The organism is Streptomyces spectabilis, assembly GCF_008704795.1.
Taxonomy (GTDB): domain Bacteria; phylum Actinomycetota; class Actinomycetes; order Streptomycetales; family Streptomycetaceae; genus Streptomyces; species Streptomyces spectabilis.
The window spans coordinates 2,030,776-2,045,945 of sequence record NZ_CP023690.1; the positions used below are offsets into that span (position 1 = coordinate 2,030,776).

At 72.7% G+C, this 15,170-nt stretch carries 14 protein-coding genes; 4 read left to right on the plus strand and 10 right to left on the minus strand.

The window, feature by feature from the left end; all coding sequences use genetic code 11:
• Positions 1–85: 85 nt before the first annotated feature.
• Entirely contained in the window at positions 86–1,516 is a 1,431-nt protein-coding gene (locus tag CP982_RS08550; RefSeq protein WP_150509968.1) for a uracil-xanthine permease family protein, read from the plus strand.
• On the opposite strand, the gene CP982_RS08555 is transcribed toward CP982_RS08550, so the two are convergent.
• Positions 1,495–2,601 (minus strand): glycoside hydrolase family 6 protein, encoded by a 1,107-nt coding sequence (locus CP982_RS08555; RefSeq protein WP_150509969.1) that lies wholly within the window; start codon positions 2,599–2,601, stop codon positions 1,495–1,497. The two genes, CP982_RS08550 and CP982_RS08555, sit on opposite strands and share 22 nt — an antisense overlap.
• Positions 2,602–2,716: 115 nt before the next feature.
• Here CP982_RS08555 and CP982_RS08560 point away from each other — a divergent pair, with 115 nt between their 5' ends.
• Together CP982_RS08560 and CP982_RS08565 are read left to right on the plus strand one after the other, a co-directional pair.
• Positions 2,717–3,442: a DUF5995 family protein gene (locus CP982_RS08560; protein ID WP_221515411.1), complete on the plus strand. Its 726-nt coding sequence runs from the start codon at positions 2,717–2,719 to the stop codon at positions 3,440–3,442.
• Between the two features lie 102 nt (positions 3,443–3,544).
• On the plus strand, positions 3,545–4,474 hold the full coding sequence (locus CP982_RS08565; protein ID WP_150509970.1) for an LLM class F420-dependent oxidoreductase: 930 nt from the start codon (positions 3,545–3,547) through the stop codon (positions 4,472–4,474).
• A 45-nt stretch (positions 4,475–4,519) separates the two neighbouring features.
• Here CP982_RS08565 and CP982_RS08570 read toward each other — a convergent pair whose 3' ends face one another.
• Both CP982_RS08570 and CP982_RS08575 read right to left on the minus strand, forming a co-directional pair.
• Positions 4,520–6,214 (minus strand): flavin monoamine oxidase family protein, encoded by a 1,695-nt coding sequence (locus CP982_RS08570; protein WP_150509971.1) that lies wholly within the window; start codon positions 6,212–6,214, stop codon positions 4,520–4,522.
• A 54-nt stretch (positions 6,215–6,268) separates the two neighbouring features.
• On the minus strand, positions 6,269–7,066 hold the full coding sequence (locus tag CP982_RS08575) for a carbon-nitrogen hydrolase family protein (RefSeq protein WP_184925420.1): 798 nt from the start codon (positions 7,064–7,066) through the stop codon (positions 6,269–6,271).
• A 372-nt stretch (positions 7,067–7,438) separates the two neighbouring features.
• On the opposite strand from CP982_RS08575, the gene CP982_RS08580 reads away from it, so the two are divergent.
• Positions 7,439–8,059, plus strand: coding sequence for a Repetin (locus tag CP982_RS08580; RefSeq protein ID WP_150509972.1), 621 nt, complete (start codon positions 7,439–7,441; stop codon positions 8,057–8,059).
• Between the two features lie 114 nt (positions 8,060–8,173).
• Here CP982_RS08580 and CP982_RS08585 read toward each other — a convergent pair whose 3' ends face one another.
• The 7 genes from CP982_RS08585 to rpe all read right to left on the minus strand — a co-directional run bounded on the left by CP982_RS08585 (position 8,174) and on the right by rpe (position 15,121).
• Positions 8,174–8,629, minus strand: a complete 456-nt coding sequence (locus CP982_RS08585) for an Lrp/AsnC family transcriptional regulator (protein ID WP_144002316.1) — start codon at positions 8,627–8,629, stop codon at positions 8,174–8,176.
• A 25-nt stretch (positions 8,630–8,654) separates the two neighbouring features.
• Positions 8,655–10,148, minus strand: a complete 1,494-nt coding sequence (locus tag CP982_RS08590; RefSeq protein ID WP_150509973.1) for an amino acid permease — start codon at positions 10,146–10,148, stop codon at positions 8,655–8,657.
• 423 nt (positions 10,149–10,571) lie between these two features.
• Positions 10,572–12,014 (minus strand): GuaB1 family IMP dehydrogenase-related protein, encoded by a 1,443-nt coding sequence (locus tag CP982_RS08595; protein WP_150509974.1) that lies wholly within the window; start codon positions 12,012–12,014, stop codon positions 10,572–10,574.
• Positions 12,015–12,332: 318 nt separating this feature from the next.
• Positions 12,333–12,743, minus strand: a complete 411-nt coding sequence (locus CP982_RS08600) for a barstar family protein (RefSeq protein WP_150509975.1) — start codon at positions 12,741–12,743, stop codon at positions 12,333–12,335.
• A 13-nt stretch (positions 12,744–12,756) separates the two neighbouring features.
• Positions 12,757–13,173: a guanyl-specific ribonuclease gene (locus CP982_RS08605; protein ID WP_150509976.1), complete on the minus strand. Its 417-nt coding sequence runs from the start codon at positions 13,171–13,173 to the stop codon at positions 12,757–12,759.
• Between the two features lie 90 nt (positions 13,174–13,263).
• On the minus strand, positions 13,264–14,262 hold the full coding sequence (locus CP982_RS08610; protein WP_229879019.1) for a sugar-binding transcriptional regulator: 999 nt from the start codon (positions 14,260–14,262) through the stop codon (positions 13,264–13,266).
• Positions 14,263–14,434: 172 nt separating this feature from the next.
• Positions 14,435–15,121, minus strand: a complete 687-nt coding sequence (gene rpe / locus CP982_RS08615) for a ribulose-phosphate 3-epimerase (protein ID WP_150509977.1) — start codon at positions 15,119–15,121, stop codon at positions 14,435–14,437.
• Positions 15,122–15,170 lie beyond the last annotated feature (49 nt).

The window sequence follows — 15,170 nt, forward strand, 5'->3', positions numbered from 1 at the left end:
ATGTCGACGCTGATCGTCCACATGACGACACGGCCCGTCCCCCGCGACGGCACAGCTCGTCCCGCGCACAGAAAGCGAACTCACCATGGATCTCGGCGTGCGCTGGAGACTGCACGGCGACGGGCGCACCCCCGCGCCCGGGGCCGTCGTCCGACCCGACGAACGGCTCTCGTGGCCCCGCACGTTCGGCCTCGGCGCCCAGCACGTGGTGGCGATGTTCGGGGCGTCGTTCGTCGCCCCGGTCCTCATGGGCCTCGACCCGAACCTCGCGATCATGATGTCGGGCGTCGCGACCGTCATCTTCCTGCTCGCCACCCGCGGCCGGGTGCCCAGCTACCTCGGCTGCTCGCTGTCGTTCGTGGGCGTGGCGGCCGTGATCCGCGCCCAGGGCGGCTCCAGCGCCACGGTGACGGGCGCGGTGTTCGTGGTGGGCGCGGCGCTGTTCGTGGTGGGGCTCGCCGTGCAGCGGTTCGGCGCGCGGATCATCCACGCGGCGATGCCCCCGATCGTCACCGGCGCGGTCGTCATGCTGATCGGCTTCAACCTCGCCCCGGTCACGGCCGCGACGTACTGGCCGCAGGACCAGTGGACGGCGCTGTGCGTCATGCTGTTCACCGGATTGGCCGTGGTGTGCCTGCGCGGTTTCTGGTCCCGGGTCGCGATCTTCCTGGGGCTGATCTTCGGCTACGCGCTGTCCTGGGCCCTCGACGCGGTCTTCGGCAAGATCCACTCGGCCGACGGCTCCGGCAAGGTCACCGACCACTGGCGTCTGGACCTGTCGGCGGTGGGCCACGCGGACTGGATCGGGCTGCCCACCTTCCACGGGCCGAGCTTCGAGTGGTCGGCGATCCTCGTCGCGCTGCCCGTCGTGATCGCCCTGGTCGCCGAGAACGCGGGCCACGTCAAGGCGGTCGGCGAGATGACCGGCGACCCGCTGGACGACAAGCTCGGCACGGCGATCTCCGCGGACGGCGCCGCGTCCATGCTGTCCACCGCGGTCGGCGGCCCGCCCAACACCACGTACTCCGAGAACATCGGCGTGATGGCCGCGACCCGCGTCTACTCCACGGCCGCGTACTGGGCGGCCGCCGCCTTCGCGCTGCTCTTCGGCCTGTGCCCGAAGTTCGGCGCGGTCGTCGCCGCGATCCCCGGCGGCGTGCTCGGCGGCATCACCGTCATCCTGTACGGCATGATCGGCCTGCTCGGCGCCCAGATCTGGATCAACGCCGGGGTCGACCTGCGCAACCCGCTGAACCTCGTCCCGGCCGCCGCGGGCATCATCATCGGCGTCGGCAACGTCTCGCTGAAGTTCACCGACACCTTCTCCCTCAGCGGCATCGCCCTCGGCACCATCGTGGTGATCACCGGCTACCACGTGCTGCGCGCCTTCGCCCCCGCCCACCTCAAGTCCCAGGAACCGCTGCTGGACTCGGGCACGTCGTCGTACGACGAGCAGGAGGCGGACGGGGACCGGAAGGCGGCAGGACCCACCGCTCAGCCGCGCGCCAAGTCGTAGGCGTAGGCGGGCGAGAAGGTGCCGGGCCGGCCCCGGCACCCGTCCGACTCCCCGGGCAGCTTGACCCACAGATAGGCGTCGATGCGGGCCGCGCCGGTGCGCAGCGTGGGCGGGCGGCCGACGCTGCGCCCCGCCGGGTCGCACCACTGGCCGTCTGCCGGGGCGCCGTTGCCGTTGCGGCTGGTGTCGATGACGGCGCCGAGGCCGCGCGGCCCGCCCAGGGCGGCGAGGACCCGGCGCGCGTAGGCCGCTTCGGTGGCCGTGCGGTGGAAGTTGGACACGTTCGTGAACACGCCGTCCGACCCGGCGGGCGACGCCGCGCCCGCGCGCCGCAGCGCGGCCGCCTGCCGCTCGGCCCGGTGCCAGCCCGAGTGCCCGCCGTCGTGGTAGACGCGCGCCGCGGGATTCGCCCGCTTCAGGACGCGGCCCGCGCGGGCGAGCGCCGCGAACCGGCGCGACCGCTCGCCGGGCGACAGACAGTCCGCGAGCGCGACGGCGTCCGGCTCCAGGATGACGACCACCTCGCGGGAGCCGAGGCCCGCCGCGAACCGCTTGATCCACTGCCCGTACGCGGCGAGGTGCGGCGCGCCGCCCCGTGAGGGACCGCCGCAGTCGCGGTTCGGAATGGCGTACGCGACGAGCACCGGCACCCGGTCGCCCGCCCGGGACGTCACGGCCCGCACCCGCGCCGATATGGCCCACGGCCGGGGGTCGGTGAACCACACGGCGGCGGGCCGCGCCGCGATCCTGGACGCGATCAGCGGCTGCCTCGGGTCGTCCCCGTGCGCCCGCACCCACGCCACGGCCTGCGCGCCCTCGTACCGGAAGAGGCGGTCGGCACCGCCCGCTCCGGGCCGTCCGGGCGACGGCCGCGCCGACGACGCGGGCCCGGGCGGCTCCGGGCCCGACCGCGACCCCTCCACGGCCCCGGTCCCGCTCCGGCCTCCGCCCGTCCCGTCGTCCCCGGCCACCGTCACCGCTCCGGCCAGCACCCCGACGGCCGCGACCAGCAGGGCCGCCGTCGCCGTGACCCCGCCGAGCCCGCGCCGCCGTCCGCCGCGGCCGCGCGCACGTGTCTCCCCCACGTCCCGCTCCCCCCTCGTGCCGCTCCCCCGGGGTCCTCGCGGGCCGTTCCCCCGTTCTGGGGAAGCGCCCGCCCGGCGGACCCCTGCGCAAGGCTAGGGCTGGGACCCTGCCCCCATGGCGCGGTTGGAGCGGTTGGCCGAGTGCACTCACCCGGCGCACGGAGTGGACGTGGTGGCGCGGGGAGTGGACGCGGTGGTGGCGCGCATGCGCGCCCTTGACAGGACGTGGCCGCGCCGGGACGGCGTCGCGGTCTTCAACCGCGTGTACCTCGCGGTGACTCAGGAGGTCGGCCGGCACGTCGGCGCGGGCGCGTTCGAGGACGTCGAGGCCGCCGTCACGCTGGACGTCCGCTTCGCCGAGCGCTATCTGGCGGCCGTGGACGCGGTGGCCGCCGACCGGTGCCCGCCCGCCTGCTGGCGCCCGCTGTTCCAGCTCCGGCGGCATCCCGGCGTACGGCCGCTGCAGTTCGCCCTCGCGGGCGTCAACGCGCACATCGGGCACGACCTGGCGCTCGCCGTGGTGGACACCTGCCGCTCCATCGGCTGCGAACCGGCCGACCTGGAGGACGAGTTCGACCGCGTGGGCGACATCCTCGTGTCGCTGGAGGAGCGCGTCCGCGAAGAGCTGATGCCGGGCCCCGACGTGTTCCAGGTCGCCGATCCCCTCACCCATCTGCTGGGCTCCTGGAGCCTAGAGCGGGCCCGGGACAGCGCCTGGTCGACCGCGCGCGCCCTGTGGGCGCTGCGCCAGTTCCCGGGACTCGCCGGGGAGTTGCGGGAGCGGCTCGATGGAGCGGTGGGCCTGGTGGGGCGGATGCTGCTCACGCCGCTGCCCGACTGACGCCGCACCGATCCGGCCGACTCGGGGCGCACGCCCCGGAACTCCCTTTTGATCGTCGTACGTTGAACCGGACAGCGCGCTCCCGACCGCAGGAGGACGACGATGACGACCCGACTCGGCCTTGGTCTGCCGCAGCTGAAGTGGGCCGACCTGGGGCGCGACGTCCCGGACGTGGCGCGCTTCGCCGAGCGGACCGGCTTCGACAGCGTGTGGGTCTTCGAGCGCGTCCTGTTCCCGGACCCCGCGGCCCACGGCCTGTACGGCGTCCCGGGCCTGCCCTGGCCCGACGACTACCGCTCGGTCGCCGACCCGCTGGTCACGCTGGCGCTCGCCGCGACGGCCACCGAGCGGGCCCGGCTCGGCACCAGCGTCCTGGTGGCCCCGCTGCACGTGCCGTTCCAGCTGGCCCGCTCGCTGGCCTCGCTCGACGCGGCGAGCGGCGGCCGGGTGGTCGCGGGCCTCGGCACCGGCTGGTCCGTGGACGAGTACGCGGCCGCGGCGGCGGCCCCCTTCGAGCGGCGCGGCGCGGTCCTCGACGAGGTCATCGACGTGTGCCGGGCGGTGTGGGGCCCGGACCCGGTGGCGTACGAGGGCGAGCTGACGCGAATCGTGCCGTCGGAGGTCGGCCCCAAGCCCGCCCGGCCCATCCCGATCCTGCTGCCCGCGAACGGCCCGCGCGCGCTGCGCCGCCTGGTGGACCGCGCGGACGGCTGGATGCCGATCGGCACGGGCGCCGACAAGCTCGCCGAGCAGTGGCGGCGGGTCCGCGAGGCGGCCGCCGAGCGCGGCCGCGCGGAGCCCGTCCGGACCGTGCTGCGGGTGAACCCCCAGTACACCCCCAAGGCCTACGACGGCCCCGACCGGGCGCCGTTCCGGGGCAGCGTCGAGCAGATCACCGAGGACCTGGCCGCGCACGCCGCGGTGGGCCTGGACGAGATCCTCGTCGACGTCCAGGCCGGTGTGCGCGACGCGCAGGAGCTCAAGGACGTCGCCGCCGAGCTGTACGCGGCGGCACGGGCCGCGGGGGTGTAGCGCGGCGCCGGGGCCCCGCCCCTGGGGTGCGGGGCCCCGGTCGCCTCAGTCCTCCGGCAGCTCGACCGGAGCGATCTCGTCGTAGAGGTCGCCGGGGCCGGGGTTGGTCGCGTCGGTCGCGCCGCCCAGGTGGTGCATGACGCCCCACACGGCGTTCAGGGCCGTCGTCACGGCGCCCTCGGCCCAGCCCGCCGTCCAGGAGATGTCGTCGCCCGCGAGGAAGATGCCGCGCTTGTCCTCGGGGAGGCGGTCCTGCATGAAGTGCGTGAACAGACGGCGCTGGTAGCGGTAGTGGCCCGGCAGGTTGGCCTTGAACGCGCCCATGAAGTAGGGCTCGTTCTCCCAGGACACGGTCACCGGGTTGCCGATGATGTGCTTGCGGATGTCGACCTTCGGGTAGATCTCGCCGAGCGACTTGAGCATGACGTCCATGCGCTCGTTCGCCGACAGGGGCAGCCACTTCAGGCTGTCGTCGCACCAGGTGTAGGACAGGCAGATGACGGCGGGCTTGTCCGGTCCGTCATCCAGCAGGTAGGTTCCGCGCGTCATCCGGTCGGTGAGCGTCATCGACATGACGTCACGCCCGGTCTCCTCGTCCTTGTCCAGCCAGAACGGCCGGTCCACCGGGACGAAGAGCTTGCTGGACTCCATGTAGTGGGTGCGCTCCATCGCCGTCCAGTGGTCGATGGGGAACAGTGAGTCGTCGCACTCGATCTTGGAGAGCAGCATCCAGGACTGCGCGGTGAAGATCGCCGTCCGGTAGGTGCGGATGTCGCCGTTCGCGTCGGTGACCGTGATGTTGTTGCCCGCGGTGCGGTGCAGCCGGGTCACGGCGGGCTTCGGCGCGCGGCCCTCGTGCAGCTCGGCCAGGGAGGTGCCCAGCGGCCAGTGCACGATCTTCTGCGGCTCGCGGTCCCACAGGCGCAGCGGCAGCTGCTGGGAGCCGCCGACGATGCCGCGGTGGTGGTCGTCGGCCTCGGTGTAGACGACGCGCAGGATCTCCAGGATGGAGTTCGGGAAGTCGGTGTCCCAGCCGCCGGTGCCGAAGCCGACCTGGCCGAAGATCTCGCGGTGCCGGAAGGACTTGAAGGCCTCGGACTCGCAGAGGAAGCCGTAGAAGGTCTGGTTGTCGAGCTTCTCGACCAGCTTGGCCCAGATCTCGCGGATGCGCGGCACGTCGCGCTCGCGCAGCGCGCGGTTCATGTCGGAGAAGTCCGCGCCCTCCTCCAGGCAGTCGTTCCACGCCTTCGCCACGTCGCGGTAGACCTGCGGCAGGTCGGCGACGGTCTCGGCGTAGTGCGACTCGCCCTTGAGGTCGACGACGGTCGACGGCGTCGACTCCGCGAGGGGGTTGGGGAACGGCCGGGTCTCCAGGCCCACCAGGTCGATGTAGTGCTGGAGCGCCGTCGAGGACGGCGGGAAGCGCATCGCGCCCATCTCGGCGGTCAGGCCCGGGTCGCAGCCCTCGAAGCCGACGGTGCGCAGCCGGCCGCCGATCTGGTCGGCCTCGTACACGACGGGCTTGAGGCCCATCTTCATCAGCTCGTACGCCGCCACGATGCCGGACAGACCGCCGCCGATGACGGCGACCTCGGTGCCGTGCTCGGTCGCGGGTATCTGACCCAGCCCCGCCGGGTGGGCGAGGAAGTCGTCGTACGCGTACGGGAAGTCCGGCCCGAACATGGTGATGGGCGGCTGCGCGTCGGTGTGCTGGACGGCGGTGGGCACCGTGGACGTCATGGGGTACGGACTCCTTGCACAGTACGGAACGGTGGTGCGGGTGGGGGTTCGGCCTCAGCCGAGGGACGCGTACAGGCCGGGGCGGCGGTCGCGCAGATAGGGGTTGGCCTCGCGGGAGGCGGCCAGGAACTCCGGGTCGGCGTCGGCGAACACCAGCTCGTCGCCGCGCCCGGCACGGGCGCGGGCCACGCCGTCGGGGCCCGCGAGCGTCGACAGGCCGACGAACTCGAACTCGCCCTCGTGGCCGACGCGGTTGACGTACGCCACGTACATCTGGTTCTCGAAGGCCCGCACGGGCACGACCGACTCGGCGACGAACTGGAAGGGGTGCATCTGGGCCGTCGGGACGAGCAGCAGGTCGGTGCCCGCGAGGGCGTGCGCGCGGACGTTCTCGGGGAACTCCACGTCGTAGCAGATCATCAGGCCGATCCGGACGCCGTCGAGCTCGGCCTGGACGACGGCCCGGTCGCCGGGCGTGAAGTGGTCGCGCTCGAAGCAGCCGAAGAGGTGGGTCTTGCGGTAGTTGGCGAGCCGGGTGCCGTCGGCGTCGATGAGCTGGACGGCGTTGTACACCTGCTCGCCGTCGCGCTCCGGGTAGGCGTAGGCGACGGCCAGGCCGTGGCGCACGGCGATCTCGGCGACGGCGTCCGCCGCGTCGCCGTCCGCGGGCTCGGCCAGGCGCGGCACGTCGTCGCCGATGGCGTAGCCCGTCAGGAACATCTCCGGCGTCACCAGGAGCCGCGCCCCGGCGGCCGCGGCGCGGGCGGCGGCCTCGTCCAGGACCTTGAGGTTGGCGGCGACGGAGCCGGGACGCCCCGAGCTCTGGAGCAGGGCGGTGCGCAGCGGCGGCATGGCGGACCTCGGGGGCACAGAAGGGACGCGGACAAGGGCGGGTGAGTCGGATAGACCGTACGTTTCGCGGGAGTGACGGGACAAGACATGACCGTTGCGCCTGCCCGTGCGATCCGTTGCGCGTCGAAGGCCCCGGGCGGAGATTCGTTGCGGGGCGGCGTACGGGTGGCGTATGGACGGCGTACGAGGCGCGTACGCGCGCCACCCCCTGTGCTACGGGGGTCAGACCTGGGGCGCAGACGGCCGCCCCGCGGCTCCCCCGCGCGGGGGAAGCGGAGAACAGCCTCGGGCCCGACGTGCCGGGGCCCCTCCCCGGGGGATCGTGAAGTCACCCGGAACGACCGGGCCGCTTCGACAGACGGAGGACTTCCCGTGAGCCGCACCACCTTCACCCGCAACAGCACCCGCGCCCTCGCCGTGGGCGCCGCGCTCCTGGTCACCGCGGGTGTGGCGGGTGCAGCCGCCGCGTCCGGCGAGGACGTCACGCGCCCCGCCGGAGTCCACCGCGCCGAGAAGAAGGCGGAGACCCGTGAGGCGGCCGCGCTGACCGGCAAGGCCAAGATGTTCCGCAAGACCACCGAGGACGTGACGTTCACGTTCGACGCGCATCTGGCGAAGCGGAACAACGGCGACCCGAGCAAGGCCACCGGCACCTTCACGTTCGTGCACCTGGACAGGCCGGGCGGCAAGGGCGGCTGGGCCAAGGGCCGGATCGACTGCCTGGTGACGGGCGGCAAGGTGGCGACGGTGACCGGCATCGTCACCGAGACCAACCTCAAGAAGATCGAGGGCGGCCGCGTCGGCTTCAGCGTCCACGACAAGGGCCCGGGCAAGCTGGACCGCGTCGGCTACAGCTGGGCCGCCACCGGCCGCCCGACCGGCGACAAGAAGCTGCCGAAGTGCAACAGCGCCGCCCCCTTCGAAGTGGTCAAGAAGGGCACGGGCGACTTCCACGTGACCCCGTGGACCCCGCCGTACCCCGAGGCCCGCTGAGCCGGAGCGCGGGCAGCCCGCACGGGGGTCGGGCGGCCCGCGCTCCTAGAGGAAGCGCCCCGAAGGGGCGCGGGGAACTGCGCGACCAGCGACGACGCGCCCGCGGCCGAAGAACTAGGCAGGCGACCCGGAGGAGAAGCGCCGCATCAGCGGCGAAAGCACCAGCACCGACTTGGTGCGCTCCACGAACGGCTCCCCCGCGATCCGCTCAAGGACCCGCTCGAAATGCCGCATGTCCGCGGCGAAGATCTGCACGAGCGCGTCCGCCTCCCCGGTGACGGTGGAGGCGGACGCGACCTCCGGGTAGCGCTCCAGACCGCGCTGGATCGCCTCCGGAGAGGTGTTGCGGCGACAGTAGATCTCGATGAACCCCTCGGTCTCCCAGCCGAGCGCGGCCGGGTCGACGCGGACGGTGAACCCGGTGATCGCTCCGGTGGCCCGCAGCCGGTCCACGCGCCGCTTCACGGCGGGCGCGGACAGGCCGACGAGCTGGCCGATGTCGGCGTAGGAGCGGCGGGCGTCCTCGGCGAGGGCGTGCACGATGCGTTCGTCGAGATCGTTCAGTCGCACAGGGGGTCGTTCACTTCTCTGCGTGTCACTTCACTGCGGAGACCTCTGCGGCGGGCGATTCGGTCTCCAGGCGGGAGCGGCGCATCCCGTACAGGAAGTAGAACACGAGCCCGACGACCATCCAGACACCGAATACCTTCCAGGTGGCCGCGTCGAGGTTGTACATGTTGTACGCGCAGAAGCCGAAGCCGAGCACCGGGAAGAGCCAGCCGAGCGGCACCCGGAAGGTGCGCGGCATGTCGGGCCGGGTGCGGCGCAGGATGATCACGGCGACGTTGACCAGGCCGAAGGCGAAGAGCGTGCCGATGCTGGTGGCGTCGACGAGCTTGCCGAGCGGGATCACCGAGGCGAGGGCGCCGCAGAACAGGGACACGAGGACGGTGTTCACGCGGGGCGTGCCGGTCTTGCCGCTGACCTTGGCGAACGTCTTGGGCACGAGGCCGTCGCGGGACATCGCGAAGAGGACGCGGGTCTGGCCGTAGAGGACGGTCAGGACGACGCTGGCGATGGAGATGACGGCGCCTGCGGCGAGCAGCGTGCCCCAGACGTTCTGGCCGGTGACGTCGTTCATGATCGCGGTCAGCGACGCCTCGGAGCCCTCGAAGTCCTTCCAGTTCCAGGCGCCGACGGCGACGGCGGCGACCAGGACGTACAGGGCGGTGACGATGATCAGCGAGAGCATGATCGCGCGGGGCAGGTCGCGCTGCGGGTTCTTGGCCTCCTCACCGGCGGTGGAGGCGGCGTCGAAGCCGATGTAGGAGAAGAACAGGCTGGCTCCGGCCGCGCTGACCCCGGCGACGCCGAGCGGCATGAAGTCGGAGTAGTTGCCGGACTTGAAGCCCGTGAAGCCGACCGCGCAGAACAGCACGAGGGCCGCGATCTTCACGATGACCATGATCGTGTTCGCGCGGGCGGACTCCTTGGCGCCGCCGAGCAGGAACACCATGGCGAGCAGGACGACGATCAGGCCGGGCAGGTTGATGATGGCGCCGTCGACCTCGCCGGGCGCCGCGGAGAGCGCGTCCGGGATGGTGACGCCGATCGTGCCGTCGAGCAGCTCGTTCAGGTACTCGCCCCAGCCGACGGCGACGGCCGCGACGGACACGCCGTACTCCAGGACGAGGCACCAGCCGCAGACCCAGGCCACGAGCTCGCCCATGGTCGCGTAGGCGTACGAGTACGAGGATCCGGCGACCGGGATGGTGCCCGCCAGCTCGGCGTAGGACAGGGCCGAGAACAGGGCCGTGAGACCGGCGATGACGAAGGAGATCGTCACGGCCGGACCGGCCTTGGGGACGCTCTCGCCGAGCACCACGAAGATGCCGGTGCCGAGCGTCGCACCGATGCTGATCATGGTCAGCTGCCACATGCCGAGGGTCCGGCGGAGCGTGCCGCCCTCGCCCTGGCCGCCCTCGGCGACCAGGCGGTCCACCGGCTTGCGCCGCGTTATTCGGCTGCCGAAACCGGCGCCGCCCTGGGGGCGGGGGCGGGTCTTCGGGGGTGCGCCCTGGTCGAGCACGGGTGGCTCCTTAATCGCTGCCGGTCGAAATGGCCGGGACCCACGGCAGCCCGAGCATCACCACGGGAACCCACCGAGCAGGCAGTCCCCGCCACGCCACGTACAGCGCCAGACTCTAAGCGGTTCCGCTTCCCAGCCGAAATGCAGCAACGTTGCGCACCGGCGGAAGATCGTTGCGTGAGCATCGATTGTACGGACCTTTATTGCGCCGCCCCTTTCGTCCGTTGCGTGACGCCCGTTTTGCCCCCCTCCGGGGATTCCGTTTGTTTCCGCTCCGGCCGCCACCGGCACGACCCCCGTATCCCGTGCGTCGACCGATCCGTATTCCGTTTGTGATCTTTCCGACCCCTGCGCGCAACGCCGACGGCCCCCGCGAGCGAACTCGCGGGGGCCGTCGATGAGTTGGCCCGAAGGGCCGGGAGGTCAGCTCCAGCTGGCGTGCAGCGGCTTGCCCTCGGCGTATCCGGCGGCGCTCTGGATGCCGACGGTGGCCTTGTCGGCGAACTCCTCGAGGGAGCCGGCGCCCGCGTAGGTGCAGGAGGAGCGGACGCCCGCGATGATCGAGTCGATCAGGTCCTCGACGCCCGGACGGGCCGGGTCGAGGAACATGCGGGAGGTCGAGATGCCCTCCTCGAAGAGCGCCTTGCGGGCGCGGTCGTACGCCGACTCGTCGGACGTGCGGTTGCGCACGGCACGGGCCGAGGCCATGCCGAAGGACTCCTTGTAGGCGCGCCCCTGGGCGTCGTGCTGGAGGTCGCCCGGGGACTCGAACGTGCCCGCGAACCAGGAGCCGACCATGACGTTCGACGCGCCGGCGGCGAGCGCCATGGCGACGTCGCGCGGGTGGCGGACACCGCCGTCGGCCCACACGTGCTTGCCGAACTTCTTGGCCTCGGCGGCGCACTCCAGGACGGCGGAGAACTGCGGACGGCCGACGCCGGTCATCATGCGGGTGGTGCACATGGCGCCGGGGCCCACGCCGACCTTGATGATGTCGGCACCGGCCTCGATCAGGTCGCGCACGCCCTCGGCGGCGACGATGTTGCCCGCCACGATCGGCACCTGCGGGTCGAGCGCGCGCACGGCCTTGACCGCGGCGATCATCGACTCCTGGTGGCCGTGCGCGGTGTCCACGACGAGCGTGTCGACGCCCGCGTCGAGCAGCTGCTTGGCCTTGCCCGCCACGTCGCCGTTGATGCCGACGGCGGCGGCGATGCGCAGCTTGCCGTCCGCGTCCAGGGCGGGCTTGTAGAGGGTCGCGCGCAGGGCGCCGGTGCGGGTGAGGATGCCCGCGAGGCGGCCGTCCTTGTCCACGGCGGGCGCGTAGCGGCGGTTGGCGCCGTCCAGCTTGTTGAACGCGTCGCGCGGGTCGATGTCCGCGTCGAGCAGCACCAGGTCCTTGGACATGACCTCGGCCAGCTGCGTGAAGCGGTCGACGCCGCTCAGGTCCGCGTCCGTGACCACGCCGACCGGCTTGTGGTCCGCGTCCACCACGACGCCCGCGTTGTGCGCACGCTTGGGCAGCAGCGCGAGCGCGTCCGCGACGGTCTGCGACGGCGTGAGGACGATCGGGGTGTCCAGGACGTGGTGGCGCGTCTTCACCCAGGAGATGACCTCGGTAACGACCTCGATCGGGATGTCCTGCGGGATGACGACGAGGCCGCCGCGCCGGGCGACGGTCTCGGCCATGCGACGGCCCGCGATCGCCGTCATGTTGGCGACGACCAGCGGGATCGTGGTGCCGGTGCCGTCGGGCGAGGCGAGGTCGACACCCTGGCGGGAGCCGACGGCGGAGCGCCTCGGGACCATGAAGACGTCGTCGTACGTCAGGTCGTACGCAGGCTGAATGTCATTGAGGAAACGCACGTGCTGCTCATCCCAGTCGATCAGAGGTGGCCCCCGAACCGGACAGCCGGGGGAAAAGCACGTACTTCATTGTCCCATGCCCAACCGATTGCGCCGCCTGGGACGATCACCCAGGGGGCGCGGGAACCCCCTGGTCAGATCCTCCAAGATGGCGACGGTTCGGTTCCGGCCGGATCTTCGGCCGTCGCCGCCTCGACGCGCTCGGTGCTGCCCAGCACGGGCACAGCGGCTTCGCCCTGTACGCCCTGCCCGATCCGGTGGAGAGTGCGGTGCGGACCGGGCACCCGCGACGGGCAGGCCCCGGTCCGGCGTACGCCGTCAGTCCGAAGGACCCAGCGCCAGCACGATCTCCAGTGCCGTGTCCGTGTCCCGCCAGTGCTCGACCGCCGCGGCGAAGACGTCCTGCGCGATCTCCCAGTCGCCGGGTGCCGCGCGCGCGTACTCCTGCCAGCCGGTGACGGCCACCAGGCGCCCCTGGGCGGGCCCCTGCCACGACAGGTCCGTCAGACAGTCGGCCAGCGCGTCCCAGTTGCGCCCGAACCACCCCGGCAGCGCGAACGCGGTGGCGCACCGCTCCATGAAGGCGTCCTTGTCCCGGACGCCGCCCAGCTCCAGGGCGACGGTGCTCCACCCGGTGCCGCGCACGGCCCCGAGCACTCCCGCGAGCGCCCCCGGTGAGCCGCCGTCCGCCGCCGCGGGGTCCCCGCCCGCCCAGTCACCCGTCGTCACGCTCGTGCCTCCGTCATCTCAGCACCGCCTTGAACGACGCGTAGTGGTCGTCCGTGTAGTACGTCTCGTGCTCGCGGCCTGTGACCAGGCGCCGGGCGCCGCGGCCGCGCTCTCCCGGCGTACGGACGGTGTACTCGCGGTAGTAGCCGCGCGGCTCACGGGGCAGCCGGCCCTCGAAGTTGCCGAAGACGGTGCCGTCCTTCGGGTACGGGAAGGGGCCGCCCTCGTCGATGAGGCGCAGGGTCCTGCGGGCCTCGGCGGGCAGCCGGTCGACCGTGACGGTCGGCATGCCGCGCGCCCAGGCGGGCGTCGAGGCCGCGCCGCCGTCGCGTGCCGCGCCGCTGTCCCGCTGGGTGCCGCAGCCCATCGCGAGGGCCGCGAGACAGACGAGCAGCGCGCACAGGACGCGCCCCGCCGACCGAATGATCATGGGCCCGATGCTGCCACAGCCTCCGCGCACCGGCACGCGCCGGCGTCCGGACGCCGGACACCACCGGGCCCCTGGTCGTCCCGCCGCGGGTCAGACCCCGTCCGGGTCCGCGCGGTCGAGCGCGGGGCGCGGCGCCGGACCCGCCTCCAGGAGGTGGTCGGCCGCCGCCGTGTCCGTGACCAGGCTGGTCACGAGCCCGGAGCGGAGCACCGCGTCGATGGCCGCGGCCTTGCGCTGGCCTCCGGCGATCGCGACGACCTCCGGGATGCGGCGCAGCCGGTCCGCCTCGACGGTGATGCAGCGCTCGCCGAGGTCGCGCCCGACGCGGCGGCCCTCGGCGTCGAAGAGGTGCGCGGACATCTCGGCGGCGACGCCGAGCGAGGCGTAGTGCGCCCGCTCCTCGTCCGTGAGCATGTCGTGCACCGTGGAGATGCCCGGCTCCCAGGAGCCGATGGACACCGCGGCGACGGTCACCTTGTCGAAGTACTCGAAGGCGCGGGCGATGCCCGTCTGGTGCCGCAGGGCGGTGGCCGTCGCCGCGTCCGGCAGGAGCATCGGCGCGTAGATGGGGTGGGCGTCGCCGCCGGAGACCTGGGCGGCGCGGCGCACGGCCTCGACGGAGCCGCGCTCCGCGGTGCCCGCGTCGTACACGCCCGTCAGCTGCACGACGGTGCACGGCGGCAGCGCTTCGAGGGCCGCCGCCATGTTGATGGTCGAGCGGCCCCACGCGAGGCCGAGGACGTCGCCCTCGGCCACCAGCTCGCCGAGCAGGCCCGCCGCGACCTCGCCGAGGTTCTCCGGGTCGGGCGACTCGTCGACGTCGTCCGTGGAGGACGGCGATTCGACGACGACGGCGTGCCGCAGGCCGTAGCGGGCGCGGAGCGCGTCGGAGCGCTCGGCGTCCAGCTCCGCGGGCACGCGGATCTCGATCCGTACAAGGTCCCGTTCGAGAGCGGTCTCCAGGACCCGGGCCACCTTGAAGCGGCTGACGCCGAACTCCTCGGCGATCTGGATCTTGGACTTGCCCTCGAGATAGAAGCGGCGGGCCATGGCCGCCGCCTGCACCAGCTCCGCGGGTCCCATCCGCATGGCTGACCGACCCGCCGACATGGCCGACACGGCGCTCTCCTCACTGCTCACTGCTGTTCACGACATTCGTACACCTGGATTCGCTGTTCATCCTCGCAGATCCGGCGTACTTGATCAGCCTCGATGGGCCGCGTTCACGTTCCCGTGGCCAAGCCGTTGGCCGCAGGGGGGCTCAGTGACCGCACGCCCATCCGGCGGTCGCCGTCGTGGCCGCGGCCTGGGCGCGCAGGGAGCGGACCGCCTCGGCCGGGTCCTCGGCGCCGTACACGGCGGATCCGGCGACGAAGACGTCGGCGCCCGCCTCGGCGCAGCGCTCGATGGTGGCGGCCGAGACGCCGCCGTCGACCTGGAGCCACAGGTCGAGGCCGTGCTTGCCGATGAGCTCACGGGTGCGGCGGATCTTGGGGAGCATGATGTCGAGGAAGGCCTGGCCGCCGAAGCCGGGCTCGACCGTCATGATCAGCAGCATGTCGAGCTCGGGGAGCAGGTCCTCGTACGGCTCGACGGGCGTCGCGGGCTTGAGCGCCATGGAGGCGCGGGCGCCCTTGGCGCGGATCTCGCGGGCGAGCCGGACGGGCGCCGCGGCGGCCTCCGCGTGGAAGGTGACCGACCCGGCACCCGCTTCGACGTACTGCGGGGCCCAGCGATCCGGGTCCTCCATCATCAGATGGCAGTCCAGCGGCGTGTCCGTCGCACGGGCCAGGGACTCTACGACCGGCACCCCGAGGGTGAGGTTCGGCACGAAGTGGTTGTCCATGACGTCGACATGGAGCCAGTCCGCGCCCTCGACGGCCTTCGCCTCCTCGGCGAGGCGGGCGAAGTCGGCGGACAGGATGCTGGGGTTGATCTGCGGGGCCATGCCCCCAAGCCTGCCATGCCCGGCGGTGGTTGCCCGCCCCGGTCCCGCC

Coding starts and splice junctions, on each gene's coding strand:
- CP982_RS08550 (WP_150509968.1), top strand. CDS start 86: ATGGATCTCGGCGTGCGCTGGAGACTGCACGGCGACGGGCGCACCCCC.
- CP982_RS08560 (WP_221515411.1), top strand. CDS start 2,717: ATGGCGCGGTTGGAGCGGTTGGCCGAGTGCACTCACCCGGCGCACGGA.
- CP982_RS08565 (WP_150509970.1), top strand. CDS start 3,545: ATGACGACCCGACTCGGCCTTGGTCTGCCGCAGCTGAAGTGGGCCGAC.
- CP982_RS08570 (WP_150509971.1), bottom strand. CDS start 6,214: ATGACGTCCACGGTGCCCACCGCCGTCCAGCACACCGACGCGCAGCCG.
- CP982_RS08575 (WP_184925420.1), bottom strand. CDS start 7,066: ATGCCGCCGCTGCGCACCGCCCTGCTCCAGAGCTCGGGGCGTCCCGGC.
- CP982_RS08605 (WP_150509976.1), bottom strand. CDS start 13,173: ATGATCATTCGGTCGGCGGGGCGCGTCCTGTGCGCGCTGCTCGTCTGT.
- CP982_RS08610 (WP_229879019.1), bottom strand. CDS start 14,262: ATGCGGATGGGACCCGCGGAGCTGGTGCAGGCGGCGGCCATGGCCCGC.
- rpe (WP_150509977.1), bottom strand. CDS start 15,121: ATGGCCCCGCAGATCAACCCCAGCATCCTGTCCGCCGACTTCGCCCGC.